The 22,066-nt window shown below is 44.8% G+C and carries 22 protein-coding genes; 8 read left to right on the forward strand and 14 right to left on the reverse strand.

The features are described 5' to 3' along the window. Positions 1 to 45: 45 nt before the first annotated feature. From rfbC to D2V93_RS02500, 8 genes are read right to left on the reverse strand one after another with little or no spacing between them, the layout of a single operon-like run. A complete protein-coding gene (gene rfbC / locus D2V93_RS02465) occupies positions 46 to 594 on the reverse strand; it encodes a dTDP-4-dehydrorhamnose 3,5-epimerase (protein ID WP_119618257.1) in 549 nt (182 codons plus the stop codon). Continuing rightward, positions 591 to 1,460, reverse strand: coding sequence for a glucose-1-phosphate thymidylyltransferase RfbA (gene rfbA, locus D2V93_RS02470; RefSeq protein ID WP_119618258.1), 870 nt, complete (start codon positions 1,458 to 1,460; stop codon positions 591 to 593). Before rfbA ends, rfbC begins: the two co-directional genes overlap by 4 nt. 6 nt (positions 1,461 to 1,466) lie before the next feature. After that, positions 1,467 to 2,528, reverse strand: a complete 1,062-nt coding sequence (gene rfbB / locus D2V93_RS02475; protein WP_119618375.1) for a dTDP-glucose 4,6-dehydratase — start codon at positions 2,526 to 2,528, stop codon at positions 1,467 to 1,469. Between the two features lie 48 nt (positions 2,529 to 2,576). After that, positions 2,577 to 3,353 (reverse strand): dTDP-4-dehydrorhamnose reductase, encoded by a 777-nt coding sequence (gene rfbD / locus D2V93_RS02480; RefSeq protein WP_119618259.1) that lies wholly within the window; start codon positions 3,351 to 3,353, stop codon positions 2,577 to 2,579. Positions 3,354 to 3,409: 56 nt separating this feature from the next. Then, positions 3,410 to 4,459, reverse strand: a complete 1,050-nt coding sequence (locus D2V93_RS02485) for a hypothetical protein (RefSeq protein WP_119618260.1) — start codon at positions 4,457 to 4,459, stop codon at positions 3,410 to 3,412. A 4-nt stretch (positions 4,460 to 4,463) separates the two neighbouring features. Beyond that, complete coding sequence (locus D2V93_RS02490; protein WP_119618261.1) at positions 4,464 to 6,152, reverse strand: DUF6909 family protein; 1,689 nt, start codon at positions 6,150 to 6,152, stop codon at positions 4,464 to 4,466. A gap of 50 nt (positions 6,153 to 6,202) precedes the next feature. Then, positions 6,203 to 7,702, reverse strand: a complete 1,500-nt coding sequence (locus D2V93_RS02495) for a GH3 auxin-responsive promoter family protein (RefSeq protein ID WP_119618262.1) — start codon at positions 7,700 to 7,702, stop codon at positions 6,203 to 6,205. Beyond that, entirely contained in the window at positions 7,703 to 8,572 is an 870-nt protein-coding gene (locus D2V93_RS02500) for a M23 family metallopeptidase (protein WP_072876513.1), read from the reverse strand. A gap of 161 nt (positions 8,573 to 8,733) precedes the next feature. On the opposite strand from D2V93_RS02500, the gene tatA reads away from it, so the two are divergent. The 3 genes from tatA to D2V93_RS18590 all read left to right on the forward strand — a co-directional run bounded on the left by tatA (position 8,734) and on the right by D2V93_RS18590 (position 11,576). Next, positions 8,734 to 8,931 (forward strand): twin-arginine translocase TatA/TatE family subunit, encoded by a 198-nt coding sequence (tatA, locus tag D2V93_RS02505; RefSeq protein WP_072876511.1) that lies wholly within the window; start codon positions 8,734 to 8,736, stop codon positions 8,929 to 8,931. 227 nt (positions 8,932 to 9,158) lie between these two features. Further along, the gene (locus D2V93_RS18940; protein ID WP_182849923.1) at positions 9,159 to 11,156 is read left to right on the forward strand and encodes an OmpA family protein; all 1,998 of its coding nucleotides are present in this window, start codon (positions 9,159 to 9,161) and stop codon (positions 11,154 to 11,156) included. Positions 11,157 to 11,405: 249 nt separating this feature from the next. After that, positions 11,406 to 11,576 carry a DUF6747 family protein gene (locus tag D2V93_RS18590; RefSeq protein WP_177190005.1) on the forward strand — a complete coding sequence of 57 codons (171 nt, stop codon included), beginning with the start codon at positions 11,406 to 11,408 and terminating at the stop codon, positions 11,574 to 11,576. Positions 11,577 to 11,656: 80 nt separating this feature from the next. On the opposite strand, the gene D2V93_RS02515 is transcribed toward D2V93_RS18590, so the two are convergent. The 3 genes from D2V93_RS02515 to D2V93_RS02525 all read right to left on the reverse strand — a co-directional run bounded on the left by D2V93_RS02515 (position 11,657) and on the right by D2V93_RS02525 (position 15,571). Then, a complete protein-coding gene (locus D2V93_RS02515; protein WP_119618263.1) occupies positions 11,657 to 12,655 on the reverse strand; it encodes a DUF4837 family protein in 999 nt (332 codons plus the stop codon). Between the two features lie 12 nt (positions 12,656 to 12,667). Then, the gene (locus D2V93_RS02520; protein WP_119618264.1) at positions 12,668 to 14,260 is read right to left on the reverse strand and encodes a lytic transglycosylase domain-containing protein; all 1,593 of its coding nucleotides are present in this window, start codon (positions 14,258 to 14,260) and stop codon (positions 12,668 to 12,670) included. A 120-nt stretch (positions 14,261 to 14,380) separates the two neighbouring features. Further along, positions 14,381 to 15,571, reverse strand: coding sequence for a phosphoglycerate kinase (locus D2V93_RS02525; protein ID WP_119618265.1), 1,191 nt, complete (start codon positions 15,569 to 15,571; stop codon positions 14,381 to 14,383). 273 nt (positions 15,572 to 15,844) lie between these two features. Between D2V93_RS02525 and D2V93_RS02530 the strand changes: the two genes are divergently transcribed. The 5 genes from D2V93_RS02530 (at position 15,845) to D2V93_RS02550 (ending at position 19,874) form a co-directional block, all read left to right on the forward strand. Continuing rightward, complete coding sequence (locus D2V93_RS02530) at positions 15,845 to 16,996, forward strand: DNA polymerase III subunit (RefSeq protein WP_119618377.1); 1,152 nt, start codon at positions 15,845 to 15,847, stop codon at positions 16,994 to 16,996. A 12-nt stretch (positions 16,997 to 17,008) separates the two neighbouring features. Beyond that, positions 17,009 to 17,407, forward strand: a complete 399-nt coding sequence (locus D2V93_RS02535; protein WP_182849924.1) for a DoxX family protein — start codon at positions 17,009 to 17,011, stop codon at positions 17,405 to 17,407. A gap of 43 nt (positions 17,408 to 17,450) precedes the next feature. Next, complete coding sequence (locus D2V93_RS02540; RefSeq protein WP_119618266.1) at positions 17,451 to 18,446, forward strand: bile acid:sodium symporter family protein; 996 nt, start codon at positions 17,451 to 17,453, stop codon at positions 18,444 to 18,446. Between the two features lie 158 nt (positions 18,447 to 18,604). Continuing rightward, complete coding sequence (locus tag D2V93_RS02545; protein WP_182849925.1) at positions 18,605 to 18,934, forward strand: hypothetical protein; 330 nt, start codon at positions 18,605 to 18,607, stop codon at positions 18,932 to 18,934. 82 nt (positions 18,935 to 19,016) lie between these two features. Next, positions 19,017 to 19,874, forward strand: a complete 858-nt coding sequence (locus tag D2V93_RS02550; RefSeq protein WP_119618268.1) for an HAEPLYID family protein — start codon at positions 19,017 to 19,019, stop codon at positions 19,872 to 19,874. Between the two features lie 89 nt (positions 19,875 to 19,963). Here the strand turns inward: D2V93_RS02550 and D2V93_RS02555 are convergent, their stop codons facing one another. The 3 genes from D2V93_RS02555 to D2V93_RS02570 form a co-directional block, all read right to left on the reverse strand. After that, entirely contained in the window at positions 19,964 to 20,470 is a 507-nt protein-coding gene (locus D2V93_RS02555) for an OmpH/Skp family outer membrane protein (RefSeq protein ID WP_119618269.1), read from the reverse strand. 241 nt (positions 20,471 to 20,711) lie between these two features. Further along, the gene (locus tag D2V93_RS02565) at positions 20,712 to 21,542 is read right to left on the reverse strand and encodes a class I SAM-dependent methyltransferase (RefSeq protein ID WP_119618271.1); all 831 of its coding nucleotides are present in this window, start codon (positions 21,540 to 21,542) and stop codon (positions 20,712 to 20,714) included. Continuing rightward, positions 21,520 to 22,062, reverse strand: coding sequence for a hypothetical protein (locus tag D2V93_RS02570; protein ID WP_147377347.1), 543 nt, complete (start codon positions 22,060 to 22,062; stop codon positions 21,520 to 21,522). The genes D2V93_RS02565 and D2V93_RS02570 overlap by 23 nt, the downstream gene beginning before the upstream one ends. Positions 22,063 to 22,066 lie beyond the last annotated feature (4 nt).

Below are 22,066 nucleotides of genomic sequence, written 5' to 3' on the forward strand. Positions count from 1 at the left end.
TAAAATCAAAAACAATCTCCACTCTTAAATAATTGTCGGGCAAACTCAAACCGCATAGTTTTTAAAACCCACTAATCCTTTGTCCTTTTCCGAAAGCATCAAACCATTAGGGCCTATTTCCCAATCAATTCCCAAGGAAACATCATCATATCGAATCCCACTCTCTGCCTCGGGATTATAGCAATTGTCACACTTATAAAACACTTGGGCAGATTCACTCAGCGTTAAAAAACCGTGGGCAAACCCCTTTGGAACAAAAAGCTGTTTTTTGTTTGTATCGCTTAATTCAATCGATATGTGCTGGCCAAAAGTGGGGGAATCTTTACGCATATCAACCGCCACATCTTGAATCTTTCCTTGAAACACTGAAACCAATTTTGCCTGTGCATGTTCTCCTTTTTGAAAATGGAGGCCGCGAAGCACTCCTTTCTTTGAAAAAGATTGATTGTCCTGTACAAAATTCACCTCTCTTCCAATGGCTTCGCAGAAATTCTTGTGGTTATAACTTTCAAAGAAATAACCCCTTTCGTCCTCGAATATGGTGGGCTCCAAAATAAAACAACCTTTAAGCTTAGTCTCCGTTGCCTTGATCATACCTCTTTGTTCAAAATGCCCAAAAGGCGGTTGCCATATCCACTTTTTAGCAGTGGTTGGGCCAATTCCTTAAATTGTTCTTTGCTGATGTAGCCCATCTCATAGGCTGCCACTTCTATTGCTCCTATGACCACGCCTTGGCGTTCCTCGATTACCTCAACAAATTGTGAGGCCTGCATCAGGGCCTGGAACGTGCCGGTATCCAACCAAGCCGTTCCTTGATCGAGAATACTCACATTAAGCTTGCCTCTTTTCAAGTATTCCTTGTTGACATCCGTTATTTCCAACTCTCCTCTTGCACTTGGTTGTATGCTTTTGGCTATGGAAACCACCTCGTTGTCATAAAAATAGATGCCTGGCACCACGTAATTGCTCTTAGGGCTTTCGGGTTTTTCCTCTATGCTGATGGCCTTTCCTTCGACATCAAACTCCACCACACCATATCGCTTGGGATCATTCACCCTATAGGCATAGATAATTCCTCCATCCGGATCATTGTTGGATTGTAACAGCTTGGACAGTCCGGTTCCATAAAAGATATTGTCACCAAGTACCAACGCCACTTTGTCGTGCCCGATAAACTTCTCACCAATGATAAAGGCCTCTGCCAATCCGTTTGGGTCTTCTTGGACAGCATAGGAAAACGAACAGCCATACTTTTGGCCATCGCCCAACAATTCTTGGAACAGTGGGAGGTCCTTTGGGGTGGAAATGATAAGTATTTCTTGGATTCCCGCATACATAAGGGTAGACAGCGGGTAATAAATCATAGGCTTGTCATAGATGGGCATCAATTGTTTGCTCACCGAAAGGGTCAATGGGTGCAGTCTGCTGCCGGTTCCCCCTGCCAAAATGATTCCTTTCATACTGCTCTACGGTTGATATTGTTTCTGATAGTACAATGTATAATCCCCAGAAGTGACATGGTCCAGCCATTCTTGGTTGTCCAAATACCAATCAATGGTGCGTTCCAAGCCTTCCTCGAAGGTCACGGACGGTTTCCAGCCCAATTCCCTATTGATCTTGGAAGCATCTATGGCATATCGCAAATCGTGTCCGGGACGATCTTTTACAAAAGTGATCAGTTTTTCCGATGTTCCCTTCATTCTATTGAGCTTTTTGTCCATCAAACGGCACAATAGTTTTGTCAGATCGATGTTCTTCCACTCGTTAAAACCTCCAATGTTGTAGGTTTCCCCATTTTTCCCTTTGTGGAATATCAAATCAATGGCCTCGGCGTGGTCTTTCACATACAACCAATCACGGGTATAGTTTCCATCGCCATATACGGGCAAAGGTCTATTATTGATGATGTTATTGATGAAAAGAGGAATCAGCTTCTCGGGAAAATGGTTGGGGCCATAATTGTTGGAGCAATTGGAAATCACAAAGGGCAAATCATAGGTTTCCCCATAGGCCCTCACAAAATGGTCCGAGCTTGCCTTGGAGGCAGAGTATGGGGAATTCGGACTATAAGGAGTCATTTCCGTAAAAAGACCTGTATCGCCCAAAGTGCCATACACTTCATCTGTGCTAATATGATAGAACTTGAAACTTGGGTTGTCCTTTGCGGCACTCAATGAAGCATTCAGCAAGTTTACGGTGCCAAGCACATTCGCCCTTACAAAGGACAATGGATTGGAAATGGAACGATCCACATGGGATTCTGCGGCCAAATGGATCACGCCATCAAACTTGGTTTGGGAAAAAAGGTGGTTGATGAAGTCGGTATCCACAATATCCCCTTTGACAAAGGAATAGTTTCGGGCCTCCTGCACGTCTTTTAAGTTTTCCAGATTGCCCGCATAGGTCAGGGCATCAAGGTTATAGGTATGGTAGTACGGATAGCTGTTTACAAAGCGCCTTACTACATGGGAGCCTATAAAGCCTGCTCCTCCTGTGATTAAAATGCTTTTGGGGGTGCTTTTTTTCATTTTCACCTCTTGTAAAATGGCCAAAAACATTCCGTAACTTTTGTGTGTTCAAGAAAGAACGCTGTTCCTTGGCCTTTTTGCGAAAGTACGATAATTCCTATCCAAAACAATGTTCACCTTGTCTGACAGGCCGTTTTCTTTCAGAATTAGCTCGGCGAAATCATACCAGGTCATGGGCTTGCCATCGGTGACATGATAGGTACCGAAAGACTTTTCGCCAGATAAGAGGTTTTTGATGATATAGCTAGCTAAGGATTCCGTATTTGTAGGGCACCCTATTTGTTCATCCGTGATATGAAGATCTTGCCCTTCCGATGCTTTTTTTACAATGGTCCTATAAAAATTATGACCGTACTTTTTACTATACAGCCAAGATGTCCGGATAATATAGTGGTTGGGCCATATCTGTCGGATATACTGTTCTCCTTTGAGTTTGGACTTTCCATATTCGTTGATTGGGTTGGTTTCATCTTCAACGGTATATGGGCCTTCTTTTGTGCCATCAAACACATAATCGCTTGAGACGTGGATTAAAACAACCCCATGCTCCTTACAAGCGCTCACCAAATTTTTGATCCCTTCAGCATTTACTGCAAAAGCGGGTTCTGGAGTCTTCTCCGCCTGTTCCACATTGGTGTAAGCGGCACAATTGATGCAATAGTCATAGTTCCCCGTTTGAAAAATGCTATTGATCACTTCTTGGTCGGTAATGTCCAACTCGGATGAATCCCTAAAATCAAAAAACGTATCCTTTACAAAAGGAGCAAGCTCCCTGAGGGTCTGGCCCATTTGGCCCGCCGATCCAGTTACAAGAATCCTTTTCATGAAGTGGCGCTTTCAAAATTCGGACCAAGGCTTTTTTGGTTCAAACAAATTATGGGCTATTCTTTGTTGTACGTTTTCAAAAATCGGTTCAGCTCAAGTATGCCAAGTATTCCCAAGGCCAAGGCCAATAACAAAATAGGCATTTTAAACTTGTAACTTTTCCAGATTCCCTTCTGTTGCACTCCTCTTGTGGGAAAATCACTGATCACATTAATGATTGTTGATTTATTGGCACGTTCTTCGTTCAACTCTACCAATTTTTCCTTCAAGATGTCCTTTTCTTGTACCAAGGCGAGCTCCCTATTGTTGCTTTTTCCACCCTCTCCCATATTGATGCTGGTCCCTTGCATGGGCTTGTCCGCCTCTTTGACAAGTACCGTTCGATATAAGCTTTGAAGTGAGTCTATTTCTGCCAATTGATTTCTATAGATGGTATCCTGAAGGGCAAGGTTTTCATCGTTGATTTTTTTCTGCAACTTAAAGTAGTCGTTTACCGAAATGGAGCCTATAACGGCGGGTTGCAATTTTTTGGCCACCCTATTATCTATACTGATGACCGATATTTGGTGAAACCTCGCGTCCAACGAATTGAAGTTTTTCAAATAGTTTTCAAGGTCTATGGTTTTTTGGGTGGTGGTGTCCAGTTCCCGGATAAATTCATCGAACAGTCTTATCTTTTGGTTTTCGTCCGAATAAGAATCAACAAAAATTTCTTTTATGCTGGCCGCTTCATGCTCTGTAATATTCAATGCCGTGGCCAATGCCACAGAATCCTTGGCATCTGCTAAATCATTGTAAAATGAAATATTGTTGTACAACTGTTGTACACTGTTGAAGTTTGGCTCGACCACCATTTTGGAAACATACCTGTCAGGAGTGATCATGTCCAGTAAATATCCTCCAATCCCTCCTACTATGATAGCGATGCCTAGTACTATGATGTTTTTTTGGATAAATAAGAGAAAGAGCAGCACCGCATGGAAAATACCCTTGAAAATACTCCCTATAAAATTGAAGAACTTCTGAAAGCCCCTACCGATCACCTGAAACAGTTGTCCCAAATCTATTTCGTCCGATGTGCTCTGTTTTGTGGGTTGGTCTGCCATATAGCTATGAATTGAATATTTGTTTTAAAATCCTGTCCGTGATCAAATATGTGGGTTTTACCCCTGTTGTTCCCAAACCTCCCGAGGCCAGGGTGCTACCTGTTTCCAAAGGGTTGTCCGAAGCATAGTACGCATACCTTACCTTCACTCCTTCTTTGATGCTCTTGCGTATCTGAGATGCAGATTGCACTGCCTTTTGGTAGTGCACCCCTTCCATTTCCAACCCTATCACATTCCATGTGGATTCGTAAAAGAACCGGAGGATGTCCTTGTTCTGCAAGGAGGTCCCTAAAACGGTCACCATGGTCCCCTCCATCACCTTAAGGCCTTGCCCTTGAAAATCAGCGGCACTTAGCTCATTGTTGAACGGATAGTTGTCCGCCGTACCCTCAAAAATATGGGCCGAAGGTATCATCAAATCCCCCTTGCCTCCTTCCAGAATACCTGCCTTGCCCATGATGGAGACCGAGTCCACGTTCAAGAAATACTTTTCCGCACCTTCCTCGAGTGGCTTCAACAGCTCATCTATGGTTTCATAGGCCTGTTCCCCAAAGGCATAGTCCATCACAAATATAACGGGTTTTTCTTCCTCTGGCATTCCTTTGGGCAGTTCATAACAGCAACTTCCATTTCCAAATTTGGCCGTGTCGAATATCTGTACGTCGATATTGGTCCCAGATTGGTCGTCCAAAAAAACCATTCCGTTTTTCTCGGCCAGATCCTTTACTTTTTTGTTGAGGTTTTTGTTCTTTTCCGAACTCAGGGCCTCATAGATCTTTAATGAATCGGCTTCGGGGAACTCCTTGGCCAATGCCTTTTTTGCGAACAGGGAGTTCATCACGCTGTGCATATTCGCACTTATGATATGCAATGGTCTTTGCAACAGATTGTTGTCCTTAAGGGTCTGCTTTATCTTATCGGCCCAGCGCTCCCCATGGATGTGGTGCCCCAATCGTTCACGCAATAATGGACTGAATGTAATGGTCCTTTTGTTTCCTGTAGTCTCTTCTTCTATGGCCAGTTTGCCCAACCAATAGATCACGTTCAAAAAACGGTCGGGATCTTCGGGGGTCTTGAGCTTTTCTTGGATGTCGCCTACCTCATCAAAGGTCCTTCCCAAAATGTTCGCCACATGAATCATGGCGACCTCTCGTTGGTCGTCCCCTTTTTCTTCCTTCAGCACAAACTCGGTCAACTTGTCCCAATCCCGTATCGTGGCATTGCCGTCTTCCACCAATACCCTTCGGCATATTTTTCCAGATTCGATGAACAAAAAGGTAAGGTGGGTAAGGATGTCGTAAATGTCGCTCCTGCCACGGGTTATCTCAATGTTCATCTGCTCATTGTCGATACGGTAGCAGTTTCTTCTCCGCTTGGGCGGTACAATGGGCTTTAAATGTGATTTGGAAAAACCTTCATCCGAAGTCAGATTGATGAAACGGCATTCTTCTATGCCTTCGGGCAATCGTTCCAACACATAGACCAAGCCGTTCAACTCGGCCTTGTCCTCGGCAACGGTGCCATAAATTTCTGGCCGTAAAAGGAGCAGAGCAGTCCTCAGCGCATTTCCGGAAACTCCCGAAGGTTTGTAGAACCCACGGTTGAGCAAATGGCGCATGGTGATGTACAGGCGCTCTATGGCGTTGGTGGACTCTTGTGCCCTTGTGGTCTGTTTTACTTGTGTAGCCATCATTCGTTCTGGCAAAAATACACGAATTCCCCTAATAGCAAGTCAATTCCTAACTATCTCATTTTAAACGGCTGTAATCCATCAGCAACCTTACGGTCGTTGGAGAGGCGCTGCACCTTGTTCTGGCCTCCCAATTTGCCCACTGTTTTCATGTATTCCTGAAAACCACCAGGCTGGATGGAAGTGATTACCAAGGGCTGGAGAATATTTCCTATAATCAAGTCGTAATAGTAGCTGTTCTGTTTTTTCATGCTTTCCTCCATGATGCTGGAAAACTTGGAAATGTCCGAAGGTGTCCTTTCAAATTCAATAAACCATTCATGATAGGGCAATTCACCATTTTCCGGATTGGTCTGGGGGGCAACAGTGAACTCGTTGACCAAAGCATCGGTCTGGTCCACGGCCAATTTCAGGGCTTCTTCCACTTCTTTGGCAATGACATGCTCGCCAAAGGCTGAAATAAAATGCTTGATCCTTCCCGAAACAATGATCCGATAAGGGTCTTTGGAAACAAACCGAACGGTATCCCCGATGTCATAGGCCCAAAGTCCCGCATTGGTGGAAATGACCATGGCGTAGTCCACATCGAGCTCCACTTCAGCGATGGTGAGTCTTTTTGGATTTTCGGTGAAAAATTCATCTGCTTTGACGAACTCATAGAAGATGCCCGAGTCCAAAAGCAAGAGCATGCCTTTTTCCTTTTGTGAATCCTGATAGGCAAAAAACCCTTCACTTGCCGGGAACAGCTCTATACTGTCCACTTTTCTGCCGATCAAGTTTTCAAATTTGGCACGGTAGGGTTCATAGTTGACCCCTCCGTAGATGAACAACTGGAACTCTTTGAACAGTTCGCCCACTTTTTGTCCGGTCTTGGCGTGGAGTTTTTCAAAATACATCTGTACCCAAGAGGGGATTCCTGCGATGACCGTCATGTTTTGTTGTTCGGTCTCTTCCACAATCTTGTCCACCTTCGTTTCCCAATCCTCTATGCAATTGGTCTCCCAACTGGGCAATCGGTTCTTTTGCAGATAATTGGGAACGTAATGGGCCGATATTCCCGAAAGTCGCCCCAGTTTGATGCCCCCTTTTTCTTCCAATACCGGACTGCCTTGCAAAAAAATCATCTTACCGTCCACAAAGTCGGCGTTGCCCGTCTCGTGGATATAGCTTAAAATGGCATTTCTAGAGGCCTGCACTTGGTATTTTATGGATTCCTTGGTAATGGGTATGTACTTGGCCCCGGAAGTGGTGCCCGAGGTCTTGCCAAAATAGATGGGCTTGCCGGGCCATAGCACATCGTTTTCACCGTCAATGATTTTCTGTACATATGTTTTCAGCGCCTCATAGTCCCTGATAGGTGCTTTTTTCACAAAGTCACTATGGGATTGTATGTGGTCAAAACCATGGTCCTTTCCAAATTGGGTCTGCTTGGCCGTGGCGATCAAGTCGAAGAATACTTTCTGTTGGGCCTGAATAGGTTTTTTGGTCCATTTTGCGGTCCTTCGGGCCACCCTTCTGGCAAAAATCTTTGCGGCTTGTGCTTTTAATGACATCTAATCAAAGTCGATATAGTTCTGGGGGTCTACTGGTTTTCCCTTTCTCCAAAGTTCAAAATGCAGGTGGGGACCCGTGGTGAGCTCTCCCGTGTTCCCGATGGATGCAATGACCTCCCCCGCTTTGACCAGGTCTCCCTGTGATTTGGTCAAGGAACCGTTGTGCTTGTACACCGAGGTAAAACCATCCTGATGTTCAATGATGATGACATATCCTGTTTCCGAGGTCCATTCGGCAAAGAGCACCGTGCCATCAGCAATGGATTTTACCGGAGTATCTTTTGGTGCCACCAGGTCAACTGCAAAGTGTTTCGTTTTTATGTCAAAGCCCTGTGACATGGTCCCTGTGATAGGCGAGAACATCAACGTACCCAAGTTTTCGATGTTCCGTTCAAACAGGTTGTACTTATCCTCCAACTCCACTTCTTCGCGCAGGAGCAGGTCTTCTCGAATAGGGGTGAGGTCTACTGTAGACGGATCCAGTTTATACTGCTCAAAAAGGGAGTCACGGTTCACTTGGTTGTTCTCGATGTCCCCTCTTAAAACCATCCGGACATTATCCAAATACCGATTGGTATAGTTTAGGACCGTGACCAAGGAATCGGTTTTGTAGGTGAGCTCGGTGGCCTGGCGTTTCAATTTGGTGGAAGAGTATCCAGGAATGTATTCCCTGAGCGGGGTAAAGGCAATGATCAGGGTGGTGAGCCCTATCAGTACAATAATGAACAAGGTTCCCGTGACAAAAACGTTGAGCCTGCTCAGCTTGAACGAAATCTTTTCCTCAAAGGTGCTCTCGTTGAGGATGACCAAGCGGTACTTGTGCAGTAGCTTGCGCCTTATTTCCTTTCTTTTCTTTTTGTCCTTTGCCATAAGAACAAAGATAATCTTAGATTTTAATATTGGTGTTAAGCTTTTTAAAAAGCCTTGTATCAATTTCCTACAGGCCTTCTTAATTGCTAATTTTCGTTAATCCGGTGCGCTCTTCCACTTCTTTTTAGTAATTTTACTTTTCATTTAAAGGTTTTGAAGTTATGATTGCTCAAACTATTTTGCTAGGTATGCTCGGCCCATGGCAGATCGTACTCATTGTCGTTGTGGTTCTTTTGCTCTTCGGGGGCAAAAAAATCCCTGAACTTATGAGAGGTCTAGGAAGTGGCATAAAGGAATTCAAGGATGCTTCCAAGGAAGAGGAAAAATTGGAAGGCGGAAGCAAAGAATCAAACTCCTAATTTTATTCTTGACTTATCGGGTTTTACATCAATAAAGCCCTCATATTTTGGGGGCTTGTCGATGAAGAACCACATTATATTGGATTACACGCCAAAAAACCATCCTTTCACAACAAAAAGTTATTCTCCCCCTTTTCTTGCTCTACTTTAGTGGTCAGAAACAAACGTTAAGCCCACTTGCTTAACCTCCAAATGGCGCCAATGCCATTTGTGCAGCTGGAGCGGTAATGAAAAGACATATCTTGCTTTTTCTTTTATTGATTTCCTTTGGGGCCATGTCCCAAGAGGCTACCCTCATGGACTATGCCAACGAAGGCCCATCCACTGTGGCCAGTTCCCACGCTCCATATAAGAGCAATGTTGACTCATCGGAAAGTAAACCCTTCCGTGATGTTGCTCCCAATGTCATCGAAAAGGGGATTACGGAAAAGTTGATCGCTCAGGGCAATGCCTACTATTCAAAAATGTGGTATGCGGAAGCGGCCAGGATATTTGACCTTGTCCTAGCGCAGCACGGTGCGGAACACAGTATGGAACTGCTTTCCAAGGCCGGGGATTCCCATTACTTCAGTGGAAATCTGGAAAAAGCCAATAAATGGTACAAGCAACTGTACAGCCGGTATGCCGAAAAGGTGCCTGACGACGTTCAGTTCCGATATAACGAGACCCTAAAAGGAACCGGAAGGCAACAAGTTACTAAAGCTGCCAACCCTACAACTTGGAAAGGTGCTTCTTTGACCAAGATCAAAAACCTGTCCATAAATTCCCCCTATTCCGATTTCTCCCCCATGTTCCACAAAACCTCAGAGCTTGTTTTTGCCTCGGCAAGGGACACCTCTTTTCTGACCACTAGAAGGTATCGTTGGAACAATCAACCCTTTCTGGACCTCTATGTGGCCCAAAAGAAAAATGATGAAGGGGAGCTCTTTGGCCCCAAAAAGTTTTCGCGAAAAATAAACACCAAGTACCATGAAGCCTCAGTGGCCTTCACTCCGGACCAGAAAACCATTTATTTCACCCGAAACAACTATGGTAAAAAACTGAAACGTGGAAAAGAGGGGGTGAACCATCTCAAAATCTATCGCTCCAAATGGGTGGATAATGAATGGACAGAGGCCGAGGAACTTCCGCTCAACAGTGAAAATTATTCCACAGGCCACCCGGCCATCAGCCCCGATGGCAAAAAAATGTATTTCGTTTCCGATAGACCGGGCGGTTATGGAGAAACGGACATCTATGTGGTCGACATCCTTGAAAACGGCGAGCTCTCCGAGCCCGAAAACTTGGGAAGGACCGTCAACACGGATGCCAAGGAGATGTTCCCTTATGTTACGGAGGATGCCCTTTATTTTTCATCGAACAGGCCCATGGGCCTTGGCGGACTGGACGTGTACCGTTCGGATGTTTCCAACAGCATTTTTAGTGTTGCCGTCAATTTGGGAGAACCTATCAATAGTATTCGGGACGATTTTTCCTATATCATCGACGCCTCTGGCCGGCAAGGCTATTTTGCTTCCAATCGAAAAGGGGGCAAGGGGGACGATGACATTTATTCCTTTGTCCAAACGGAGAACCTCAACGCCATTTCCGGTGAGGTAAAAGATGTACAGACCGGGGAGCTCCTTGAAAATGCGACCGTGCAGTTATTGGACAGTGAAGGAACATTGCTTGCAGAATATAGCAGCAATGCCGTTGGAGGTTATATATTCCCAAATCTGTCACCCAACACCAAGTACACCATAAAAACGGCTAAGCAGGGCTATTTTGACGATAGTAGGACCACCAGTACCAAGACCAATGAGGGCATTGTGGTCAATCCATCCCTCAAAGTACTGAACGATATCATTGATACGGAAAAAAATATGGTGTCCCTGGACCCCGAAGCCATTCATTTTGATTTTGACAGCTTTGGCATTAGGTACAGGGCCGCGCAAGAACTGGATAAATTGGTGGCCGTATTGAAGCAACATAAAAACCTAGTGATCAAAATTGAATCCCACACCGATGCCATAGGCAATGCGGCTTACAATAAATACCTTTCGGACAAACGGGCGAATTCCACAAAGGATTACCTTATTTCACAGGGCGTTGATTCTTCCCAGATTGAAAGTGCCATTGGTTATGGGGAAGAGCGTTTGTTGAACAACTGTTCGGATGGTCACCGGTGTGCACCTGAAAAACATCGCCTCAATCGTCGATCCGAGTTCATCATCGTGTCCCAATAATCGCTTTTCTAAATCGGGTTTCGTCATTTTTCAGACCTCTTTTTATCCTTTGTGCAATTTATCGGATGCTTCTCTCGCTAAACGGTACGTGGCGGTTCTGCATTATATCGATCATTATGTGTGCTTTACGGTGTTCTGACCTGTACCTATAACTTTGGTCTTTCTTTTTGGACATTTCATCCCTTAGTTTTTCATCCGAGTCGCTGAATTTGAAACTTTGCCTTGTCTTTAAATCTTAAAATCTGACTTATGAAAAAACTATTACTCGTTAAAGAAATTTATTTGGAAGGGTTCCGCAACTTGGGGCACATCGTTATAGAAAAATACTTTAAGGTATTTGCTTGGTTTAGCTTTGTCATGTTCTTCATCGTGCTTTATGCCTTTGTTTACAGGATGGCTACTGGCTTTGCCTTTGATTAACCAACCTTAAGCATTTAAAGAACAAAAAAGCCCGACACATAGCGTACGGGCTTTTTTGCTTTTGTATCTTGATGGTTATCTTACTTGGAAACAGGTTTGGGGTCAAAGTCAACCGTCCTTAGGATGGCCTCCAGTTCAAACATATAGTCCCTCTTTTCGGTGGATGGGGCAAAGGTGAAACCTTCCAAGACCATTTTCCGTTGGTTTTCCTCATCATTGATGATATAGGTAAGGAATGGGCCCGCCATCGGGTATCCGTGGATTTCCCACATCCCCTTGACCTCTACGGCTTTCTTCCCTCCTATTTCTGCGGGGAAAACATAGGGTGCAAAGGCCTTTTCCGTGATCATATAGGTGTTCTCGTAGGGGCCGGGAACATATTTCTGGCCAATGGAATCGCGCATCCTTACAATATCTTCTACAAAAGTGGAATCGTTCCTGAAACTGTCCCATGGCATTTCATAGGCAATGATGTTCATGGTCCCTTTGGGGATCTGTATGTCCATCCAAACGAAATTCTTTTCCCGCTTACCAACCTTATAGAGCGATGGAACCTTCAAGCGAATACCAAACTCTTCTTCCAATGCCTTGTCCTCGCTCAGGGAACGACCAAATCGTTTTTGTGCCTCGGCGATCTCCACTTGTTTGAAGGCCTTTATGGCCCTAGGTGCCAACGAATCCAGGTTTTGGATCAGTATCTCTTCCGTTGGTCCGGTGACCACGGCCACTTTTTGGGGTTTTGAATAGGCATCGTCCTTAATATGTGCCAAAGAGGTGGAGTCTTGTTCCACGAAGAGCACCGATCTGGAGTAGGTAGTAGTTCCCTTAAATACCTGTGGGGGCAATTGGGTGATGGTGAATATGGGCTCCCTTTGTGGAAGTCCCATGACTTGGGCGGCAAATTCGTCCCTGATCTTATCGCCGACGGGGCCCTTCCATAGTTCGGTGTCCATCACCACCATCAAACTGTTTACGCCTCCCGTGGATGGGGGAAGAAATCTTTCCTTGGGGCCTGTATCCTTACAGGCTCCCAATGCCAATAAAGCCATGGCGAAGCATAGTGTCCCTAATTTTCTCATCTTGTGTTAAATTTACGAAGAACAATCGCACAATTTAAGTTTTGTGCCTGGTTTTAGGTTATTGCCACTAATACCGTTCCATTCTCGTAAATTTTCAACAGAAACCCCAGGATATTTTTTTGAAATGGTCCAAAGAGAGTCCCCGGACTGTACCGTATGCACTTTTGACCCACTGGCCGCAGCACTTGTGGAAGAGGGTTTGGGAGTGCTACTGGCCACATAGGGCTTTCTGGGGAAGATGGTCAATCGTTGGCCTATCCTGAGATTGTTGCTGCGAAGTCCGTTCCAGCTTTTGATCTGACTGACCCCAACACCGTAGCGTTCGGCAATTTTGCCCAGATAATCCCCGCTTTTTACTTTGTAACGGATCTGATCCTGTGCTGTGACCATTTCGGGCATGGTTTCCTTTTGGGATTCCAATTCCTTTTTCACAAAGGCATAGATTTGTTCCTCATTGCTCACAAACTTGCCTATTTTTGAGGTTGGCAATCGCAACGTATAATTTTTCCCCTCTACCTTTGGGATGACATTGAGCTTATAGGCCGGATTCAGCATTTCGAGTTCCTCGGTGCTGATGTCCACCAATTTGGAGATTTGGTCAAAGGTGATCATGCTCTTGACATGCACCGTGTCCGTTTCAAAATAAGGTCTATCGGCTTTCTTATATTGAAGGCCGTGGTCTTCGGCATATTCAAAAATGTACATGGTGGCCAAGAACGCTGGAAGATAGCCCGCCGTTTCACGTGGAAGGAACGGGCGAATGTTCCAATAGTTCTCATACCCGCCAGACCTTCGAATGGCTTTGTTCACATTGCCGGGCCCGGAATTGTATGCGGCAAGTGCCAAGTCCCAGTCGTTGAAAATATCATAGAGCTTGGAAAGGTATTTACTGGCCGCCTTGGTCGCCATAATGGGATCATGACGTTCATCCACATAACTGCTCACGTCGAGGCCGTACATTTTTCCTGTGCCGTACATAAACTGCCAAAGTCCTTTGGCCCCCACTCGGGACTGCGCCCTAGGATTAAGGGCAGATTCTATAATGGCGAGGTATTTGATCTCCAATGGAATGTTCTGGTTGTCCAGTTCCTGCTCAAACAATGGGAAGTAGAACTGACTTGCCGTCATCATGCGCTGCATCAGGTCCCTTTTGCGGGTCAAAAAGGATTTGATGACACTCTCCAAAGAAGGATGGTAAACGATGTTGAACGGAGTCTTCTCGTTCATTCGTGCCAAGCGGGCCTTTAGTGTATCCGTAGGAAGGTCCACTACAAAAATGGAATCCTGTCCGGGGCCATTCTGTATTTCCAAGAGCATGTCGCTGAACAGGTCCGCACTATTGCGCAGTTCTTTCAGCCAAAGACTATCATACCTTCTGGCCTCTTTGAGATCCTGCAGTTGGAATTTTTCCTCACCATTCTGCTCAAGGGCAACAAACTCACCGTCAATCTTAATGTTGGACATCTTGATCGCTGGTGCCTCCTCATCAGGAAAGACAATGGAGTCCTGCTCTACCGATGGTATGGAATCCGACTCTTGGGCAAACAGAAATGGGGTCGCGGAAAGCAACGCTGCGCAGACAGCAATTTTCAATTTTTGGCTCATTTGGACAGGGTTTGATTTTCTTGGGACAAACGAAAATGGGCTTTTTTTCCGAAAAAATGAAATTCCAGACCAAAAAACCGATTTTGCTTGGGTTCTTCCCAATAATCCCTAACGAAAAATTTAGTCCAATATTGCAGCAATCCCTGGCAATGTTCTGCCCTCAAGGCTTTCCAACATCGCACCTCCGCCTGTGGACACATAACTGACCTTGTCCTCGAAACCGAATTGTTTCACAGCAGCAACGGAGTCACCACCGCCTACGAGGGAGAATGCCCCATTTTTGGTGGCCTCGTCTATGAAATTTCCAATGGCTATAGTCCCCTTGGCAAAGCTTTCCATTTCAAAAACGCCTACGGGACCGTTCCATAGAATGGTCTTGGAGTTTAGGATTACCTGCTTGAAAATATCCAAGGTTTTGGTTCCTGCATCCAGCCCTTGCCATCCATCAGGGATTTTGTCCACATCCACAAACTGGGTTTTGGCATTGTTGTCAAAGGCATCTGCTGCCAAAACATCAACGGGCAGGTACACTTTTACATTCTTGGCCTCGGCCTTTTTCAAGATGTCGAGGGCCAAGTCCATTTTGTCATCCTCACAAATGGAGTCTCCCACCTTTCCGCCGTTTGCCTTGACGAAGGTATAGGTCATTCCCCCACCAATGATGAGGTTGTCCACCTTGTCCAAAATATTTTCGATGATGGTGATTTTGGAAGATACCTTAGATCCTCCCAAAATGGCGGTTACCGGCTTTTCCCCAGTTGCCATCACCTTATCGATTGCCTTTATCTCTTTGGCCAACAGGTATCCGAAGCATTTGTGGTCCGGGAAAAATTTAGCCACAATAGTCGTGGATGCATGGGCGCGGTGTGCTGTTCCAAAGGCGTCGTTCACATAAATATCCCCCAATTGGGACAGTGCTTTGGAAAAGGCCTCGTCGCCAGCTTCTTCCTCATCGTGGAAACGAAGGTTTTCCAGCAGAAGCACCTCTCCATCTTGAAGATTTGCCACTGCTTCCTCGGCAACTTGGCCCACACAGTCCTTCGCGAACTTCACTTGGACACCGATGATTTCGGAAACCGTATCAGCAATATGGGAAAGGGACATGTCGGGGTTCACCTTGCCATTGGGTCGCCCCAAGTGGCTCATGAGCACTGCGGAACCACCATCTTCCAAAATCTTAACTATGGTTGGCTTTGCGGACTCTATCCTACTAGTGTCCGTGACATTGAAACTTCCGTCCAGCGGCACGTTGAAATCAACGCGGATCAATGCTTTTTTTCCTTCAAAATTAAAATCATCAATAGTCTTCATGTAGTGTGTCTTTATGAGAGTCCCAAAAGTAAAGATTTCCTGCTTTTTGATCGGGAAGCTTTTGTTATATTTTTCAGGATTTGATGCTTTGTTATTGGGTTAATGGGTTATTTGGTGATTGGAGTTTCCTGCCCCAACTCCATCAAAAGAATCAAGTATAGGTCCATTTGTGGCAATTCGTGGAATTTGTGTCAAACCATTATCATTGAGGTTTGGAGCTTCTTGCTTCTCACAGCATCTTTTTCGCCCTTCTAAAAAATGTATCTTTGGGACATGCTTTTCAAAAACGTTTTAGGACTGGAGCATATCAAGAACCACTTGGTCACCACGGCCGAGATGGGCCGTGTGGCCCACGCCCAACTTTTTGTGGGGCCTGAGGGTTCCGGTGTCCTGCCCATGGCCCTTGCCTATTCCCAGTATCTGCTCTGTGGCAATACCGGAGGCGAAAACGAGGGTGGGAATATGGCCTGCAACACCAAGTGCCATTCGCTGACGCATCCCGACCTGCATTTTACATTCCCCGTTTCCAATTCGGACAAGGTGAAGTCCCACGCAGTGAGCGACCATTTTTTGGACGAATGGCGGCAGTTTGTAAAGGAGCAGCCTTATGGCAATCTGTTCGATTGGTACCGATTGATCGGTATCGAAAAAAAACAGGGACAGATCGGCGTGGACGAGGCCCAGGACATGGTGAAAAAACTCTCGTTGAAATCGTACGAGGGCGGTTATAAGATCCTCATCGTCTGGATGGCCGAAAAAATGAACGTTTCCGCGGCCAACAAACTATTGAAACTTATTGAGGAGCCTCCACAAAAAACGGTCCTGCTCTTGTTGGCGGAAGAAGAGGAACAGATCATCAACACCATTCGGTCGCGCTGCCAAATACTGCACTTCCCCCCACTGGCCGAACAGGTAATCACCGATGAACTTATCCGACAAGGGGTGAACCAGACCGAGGCATTTGCCATTGCCCAAGAGGCCAACGGTAATTTCAACAAGGCAATGGACCTGATGAACAAGGATTCCGAAGACTTGGTCTTTGAACGATGGTTTGTTCAGTGGGTCCGTAGCGCATTCAAGGCCAAGGGCAACAAAGGGGCCATCCAGGAACTCATTTTGTGGAGCGATGAGGTGTCCAAAATGGGACGGGAGGTCCAAAAACAGTTCCTGAACTATTGCCTGAGTTTGATGCGACAGGCCCTATTGCTGAACTATGGCGCCAAGGAACTGGTGCACACCAAGATCCATGTGGAGGGTTTTGACCTGAACAAATTTGCCCCGTTTGTACACGAGAACAATATTTTGGATATTGTAAAAGAGTTGGAAACAGCTATTTTTCACGTGGAACGTAACGGAAACCCAAAGCTCATCTTTACGGACCTGTCCATAAAACTTACGCGTCTCTTGCATGCCAAGGCCGCATAAATATACTGACCCATGGATAATTTGATTTCAAATGCGACACAGGTTTTGTTGTTGCTTTTTTTGACCATTACTTTTTTGCAGAGCGGTATTGACAAAATGCTGGATTGGAAGGGAAATCTGGGCTGGCTCATCGACCATTTTTCCAAGTCTATTTTTAAAGGGTTTGTGCCTTTGCTCTTGGGGAGCCTATTGGTGTTGGAAATGCTTTCTGGCATCCTTTGCGGGGTGGGTGCCTTCCAGTTTGTGATAGACGGCGACAGCTCCATCGGATTTTTGGGTGCCGTGCTCTCTGCCATTACTCTTTTGATGTTGCTCTTGGGGCAGCGTGTGGCCAAGGATTATGCCGGGGCCCAGACCATTGTGGTCTACTTCATCCCCACCGTATTTTTGGTGTATTTGATGCAGGGATAGCATTTTCTGTTGATCTTTGCCGCTTTACCTTGAGTATTGCGTTATGCTTATAAAAAAGATCAGCAAGATTAAATTAGATCGTTTTGTGCTGGCCATCATCTTGGTAGTGGTGTTGGCCTATTTTTTTCCCGGATTGGGAAGTAGGGGCAGCCAAGTTCCTTTGGATAGCATTGTCAGTGTGGGCATATCCTTCATTTTCTTTTTCTATGGACTCAAGCTCAGTCCGGAGAAAATCAGGACCGGATTAAAAAATTGGCGATTGCACGTACTGGTACAGTTATCTGTCTTTTTGCTTTTCCCTTTGATCGTTTTGGCCTTTCATCCCCTCTTGGGTTCTGGAGAAAGCGGCGACATCTGGTTGGCCTTTTTGTTCATGGCGGCATTGCCCTCCACAGTTTCCTCGTCGGTGGTGATGGTCTCTTTGGCCAAGGGGAATGTTCCAGCGGCCATTTTCAATGCAAGTATCTCGGGGCTTATCGGTATTGTGGTCACACCTCTTTGGATGGGTGTTTTTTTGGAACAACAGGCGGGCGACTTTGACCTGCTGGATGTTTATACAAAACTCTTGACTGAAATCTTGCTCCCCTTGGTATTGGGCTTGTTGTTGAACAGATATCTGGGCAAATATGCAGCCCGTTATGGCTCTTATTTGACCCTGTTCGACAAATCGGTCATTTTGCTGATCATCTACAAGAGTTTCGTGCATTCCTTTGAAGACAAGGTCTTCAGCTCTGTAGATCTTAAGGATTTCGCACTGGTTTATATCGGGGTACTGGGACTGTTTTTTCTGGTCTATTTTATGATCGGATTTGTGGCGAACAAACTTCAGTTCAGTACCGAGGATAAAATAACTGCCCAATTTTGTGGCACTAAAAAATCCCTTGTACATGGAACAGTTTTTTCCAAAATTTTATTCCCAGCCTCTATACCCATGGGAATCATCTTGCTCCCCCTCATGCTGTTCCATGCTTCACAGATCCTTATCATTGGTGTTGTTGCTGGACGTTCTGCTTCAAGGGTTTCCACGGACAAGATTTGAGTCTGGGCCGATTGAATTCTTGATCTGTTTTGATTCAAGGATGAACCTTTTGTTAATGCTTTGTTGCCTTTGATGGTCCTATACACAAAACGATTTACATTTGCGCTGTGTTTATTCGCATCAGAAATAGCGTGTTCAGTAGGTTCTTTTGGGGGTTCATGTCCTTATACTTCTTGAATATTAGCGTGGATGCTCCCGATCAACTGCCCAGTCATTTTCCTGAAGACCTTTCTTTCAACGATCAGGAAAGCATTATTGAGCTCGTGGTAGAAAAGCTTCTCGGCTTTGATAACGCTATTGCCGAATGTGATGACAACGATGCTGAGGAACACAACAATCAAGGAGGTGAAAAAATCACCCTATATTTTACTTTTGACAAAAGTGGTTCCCAACCCATCTTCGGGGCCAAAAAAAAGCGACATCCGGACTTTGAACGCTTTTTGACCAACGGATTCCATCAACTCGATATTCCTCCACCCAAAACCTGATTTGTTTTTCCAAAGACCGGCTCCCAATGGTTCAAACTACCACTGGGCCATCATTTCATTATTAAAAAACAAATCAAATACAATGAAGTTCAAAAAAATATTGCTGCCAATCCTATTTTTGGCAGCACCATCCTGTTTGATTGCACAAATCAGCAACATAGAAAAAGACAGTTTATACCTTGTTGAGGTTGAAGACCAGAAAGAGCCTGACAAAGTTTTGCATGCAGAGCCCCTATACATTGACCTGATACGGGATCTTGGTGCAAGAAAAGGGGAAAAAGAATGGAACATAGGCCTTGGCCTGACCGATAATCTAAGTTTTGACTCCTATGAGGCCCTCATCGAGTACGAATGGGCCCCAATGGACAGGCTTGGCCTTGAAGTGGAATTGCCATTTACCTTTTATTCCTCTGTCAACGGTACCCCTAGGGAGGCCATACCTTCCAATAAATTGAACAGTATCAAAGTTGCCTTTCAATGGTCTTTTTTTGTCAACGAGCCCATGGCCACGTCAATGGCATTTGGATATATCAATGAATTTGAGTTGTCAGACTTTAAGGATTTTGGAAGGCCCCTCATCACGGGAAATGTATATAATCCCTTTTTTGTTGTTGCGAAACGATGGGGCAGCAATTTCCACTCCCTGATCTATACAGGGCCCATGTTCGAGCAGGTATTCGAAAACAATACGTTCCATACGTCCTATGACATCAACACCAGTTTCCACTACATGATTCCTGGAACCAGGAACTTTATCGGTGCTGAATTCAACAAGACCCTCGAAAAAGATGATTTTGACATGACGCTTCGGCCACAGATGCGAGTCGGGATTGCAGACAATCTGATCATCGGAATCATTGCGGGAATACCCATTGACAGGGAAAATGAGCGCATCAGTTCTTTCTTAAGATTGATTTGGGAACCCAAACACCATAATTAAACAGCAAAAAGCCCATCAGAAGATGGGCTTTTTGTTTTTGGATTCTAGAGAAAAGTTTTAATGTAAAGTATAACCTCCTCGTAAAAATTTTACTCTCCGTACTTATCGTTCAAGATTTTAAGGATAGCAGCGGTAAGGTCTTGGGTATCCTCCCCATAAAGTACGGCACCACCATCGCCACCTCCCAAGATATAAGTGTAGCCATTTTCCTTTCCATATTTTTGGATCTCCTTTTTCACTTTTTTCACCAAGGAATCCATTTGGGTCTGGCTGGTCTGTTGCAGCTGTTGTTCTTCTTGCTGCAATTGTTGTCCCACAAACTGTCCGCGTTGTTGTAGCTGGGCATATTCTTCCTGGGCATTCTTTTGCGACATTTTTTCCGCCCTGGCCTGAAAACCCTGAAGCTCCATCTGGAAGGCTTGGGAAATACTGTCCCTTTTCTTGCCCATGGCATCGGCCTTGGTCTTGAACCTTGCCTCAAGATCGATTCTCTCTTGGTAGTCATCCATCAGTTTCACGCTGTTCACGAAGCCGATCTTGTTCTGTTGGCACGCCATAGCGATCAAGGCAATGGCAAGTACTCCTAATTTTTTCATCTTTCACGTTTTATATGATGCGCAAAAATAGAAAAGCTTTTGGAATGCTTTCATCATCTTTACAAGAACTGAAAAATTTGTTCTTTTCCAGTCATAAGGAAAATTTATGGGACATTCACTTGAAAATCATTAATGATTATTGTTTTCGGGGCGTACAGCGGGGCTCTACGACTGTTTCTTTTGGAGGCAATGGTGTTGTGGGTGTTGGGGCCAAATCATGGAACAGCGGCCGCGACAACACTTATTTCTTGCGTTTGAGGATATAGATCAGGGAAGAATGTTCTTTACTGGAGACGGCTTTGATGTTGGACCACAATCCCACAAAAAATGCGTTGGGCAAATACCATTTGTTGCCTTTGTATTTTTCCGACAGCATGGATACATAAAATGCATCGAACCACATAGGCCGGATGGATGCCACTTCCATTCCGTGCCGATCAAAAAGTTTGGAGACGGAAGTTTTTGAAAAATGCCAAAGGTGTCGTGGTACATCATAACCCGCCCAATAAGATCCGTAATGTTTTGCATCGAAAGATTTGAAATTGGGCACGGCGATGATCAATGTTCCGTCTTCTTCCAAAAGCGAAGTGATGTCGCTTATCTGATCTTGGAGGTTGGGAAGGTGCTCCAACACATGCCAAAGGGTAATGGTTTGAAATTTTGTTCCAGAAAAGCCATCCAGTTTCGGTTCCAAAGCCACCCCTTTTTGAAGGGCAAGCTGCCTTGCTCCATCATTGGGTTCCACTCCGGCAACATCATATCCCTTGGATTGGGCCATGACCAGAAAATCCCCTGTTCCGGCACCGATATCCAATAAAGTCTTTGGATTATCATGCTGATTTTCAATGAGTTGAATCTTATTTCGGAGGTTTTTTTGTTTTACAGCCTGATAAAGTTTGTCTGTAAAGGATTTTTTGGAATCCGTATGGGAAATATAGTCCTCACTTTCATAATATGCGGCTATATCTTCGGGTTGGGGGTTTGTGACCAACATGTCCAGATCTTCATCCAGATGCAGTTCAAAGTCTTCTTTGGAAACAGAAAAGTCTTTAGTTTTTAAAAACAACTTCATTGTAATTGTCTGTGGCCAGATATTCGTTTTTCAGGTTTCGAAGATACGGTAAAACCAATTCCCTTGAAACTGATCCCTCCCGTAAGGCATCATCTTCCAAATCGTTAAAAACCTCCATGGCAATATACCAATTTCCTTTCCGGGACATGTGGATTTCTTCAAACACAGGTTCCATATCTGATGTTTGTGATAAAGCCCCATCAATCATCAATGGGATTAAATTGATGGTTTTGGTTGGGATTTCAACTTCATAAAATGAAAAGAAAAAAGAGCTGCCTTCAACTTCAAAAGGCACCTCCACATCTACATAGTGATTGTTGAGTTGAAATTTTGTATTGATGTAATGGTAAAATTCGTCGGCGTCCTTTGGGTCTTCAAAAACAAAAATGGTTTTCTTGGGCAATCCCCTTTTGAATTTTTTCCCATGTGTGATCTTATAATCTTTTATGTTTGGAGCTATTCGCAACGGAATGCAAGAACTTGTACAGAGGACGGATAAAATAATCAGAAATCTTTTCATGATG

It is taken from the genome of Flagellimonas taeanensis, from assembly GCF_003584105.1.
GTDB classification, from domain to species: Bacteria; Bacteroidota; Bacteroidia; order Flavobacteriales; family Flavobacteriaceae; genus Flagellimonas; species Flagellimonas taeanensis.

Coding starts and splice junctions, on each gene's coding strand:
- rfbC (WP_119618257.1), bottom strand. CDS start 594: ATGATCAAGGCAACGGAGACTAAGCTTAAAGGTTGTTTTATTTTGGAG.
- rfbA (WP_119618258.1), bottom strand. CDS start 1,460: ATGAAAGGAATCATTTTGGCAGGGGGAACCGGCAGCAGACTGCACCCA.
- rfbB (WP_119618375.1), bottom strand. CDS start 2,528: ATGAAAAAAAGCACCCCCAAAAGCATTTTAATCACAGGAGGAGCAGGC.
- rfbD (WP_119618259.1), bottom strand. CDS start 3,353: ATGAAAAGGATTCTTGTAACTGGATCGGCGGGCCAAATGGGCCAGACC.
- D2V93_RS02485 (WP_119618260.1), bottom strand. CDS start 4,459: ATGGCAGACCAACCCACAAAACAGAGCACATCGGACGAAATAGATTTG.
- D2V93_RS02490 (WP_119618261.1), bottom strand. CDS start 6,152: ATGATGGCTACACAAGTAAAACAGACCACAAGGGCACAAGAGTCCACC.
- D2V93_RS02495 (WP_119618262.1), bottom strand. CDS start 7,702: ATGTCATTAAAAGCACAAGCCGCAAAGATTTTTGCCAGAAGGGTGGCC.
- D2V93_RS02500 (WP_072876513.1), bottom strand. CDS start 8,572: ATGGCAAAGGACAAAAAGAAAAGAAAGGAAATAAGGCGCAAGCTACTG.
- tatA (WP_072876511.1), top strand. CDS start 8,734: ATGATTGCTCAAACTATTTTGCTAGGTATGCTCGGCCCATGGCAGATC.
- D2V93_RS18940 (WP_182849923.1), top strand. CDS start 9,159: ATGAAAAGACATATCTTGCTTTTTCTTTTATTGATTTCCTTTGGGGCC.
- D2V93_RS18590 (WP_177190005.1), top strand. CDS start 11,406: ATGAAAAAACTATTACTCGTTAAAGAAATTTATTTGGAAGGGTTCCGC.
- D2V93_RS02515 (WP_119618263.1), bottom strand. CDS start 12,655: ATGAGAAAATTAGGGACACTATGCTTCGCCATGGCTTTATTGGCATTG.
- D2V93_RS02520 (WP_119618264.1), bottom strand. CDS start 14,260: ATGAGCCAAAAATTGAAAATTGCTGTCTGCGCAGCGTTGCTTTCCGCG.
- D2V93_RS02525 (WP_119618265.1), bottom strand. CDS start 15,571: ATGAAGACTATTGATGATTTTAATTTTGAAGGAAAAAAAGCATTGATC.
- D2V93_RS02530 (WP_119618377.1), top strand. CDS start 15,845: ATGCTTTTCAAAAACGTTTTAGGACTGGAGCATATCAAGAACCACTTG.
- D2V93_RS02535 (WP_182849924.1), top strand. CDS start 17,009: ATGGATAATTTGATTTCAAATGCGACACAGGTTTTGTTGTTGCTTTTT.
- D2V93_RS02540 (WP_119618266.1), top strand. CDS start 17,451: ATGCTTATAAAAAAGATCAGCAAGATTAAATTAGATCGTTTTGTGCTG.
- D2V93_RS02545 (WP_182849925.1), top strand. CDS start 18,605: ATGTCCTTATACTTCTTGAATATTAGCGTGGATGCTCCCGATCAACTG.
- D2V93_RS02550 (WP_119618268.1), top strand. CDS start 19,017: ATGAAGTTCAAAAAAATATTGCTGCCAATCCTATTTTTGGCAGCACCA.
- D2V93_RS02555 (WP_119618269.1), bottom strand. CDS start 20,470: ATGAAAAAATTAGGAGTACTTGCCATTGCCTTGATCGCTATGGCGTGC.
- D2V93_RS02565 (WP_119618271.1), bottom strand. CDS start 21,542: ATGAAGTTGTTTTTAAAAACTAAAGACTTTTCTGTTTCCAAAGAAGAC.
- D2V93_RS02570 (WP_147377347.1), bottom strand. CDS start 22,062: ATGAAAAGATTTCTGATTATTTTATCCGTCCTCTGTACAAGTTCTTGC.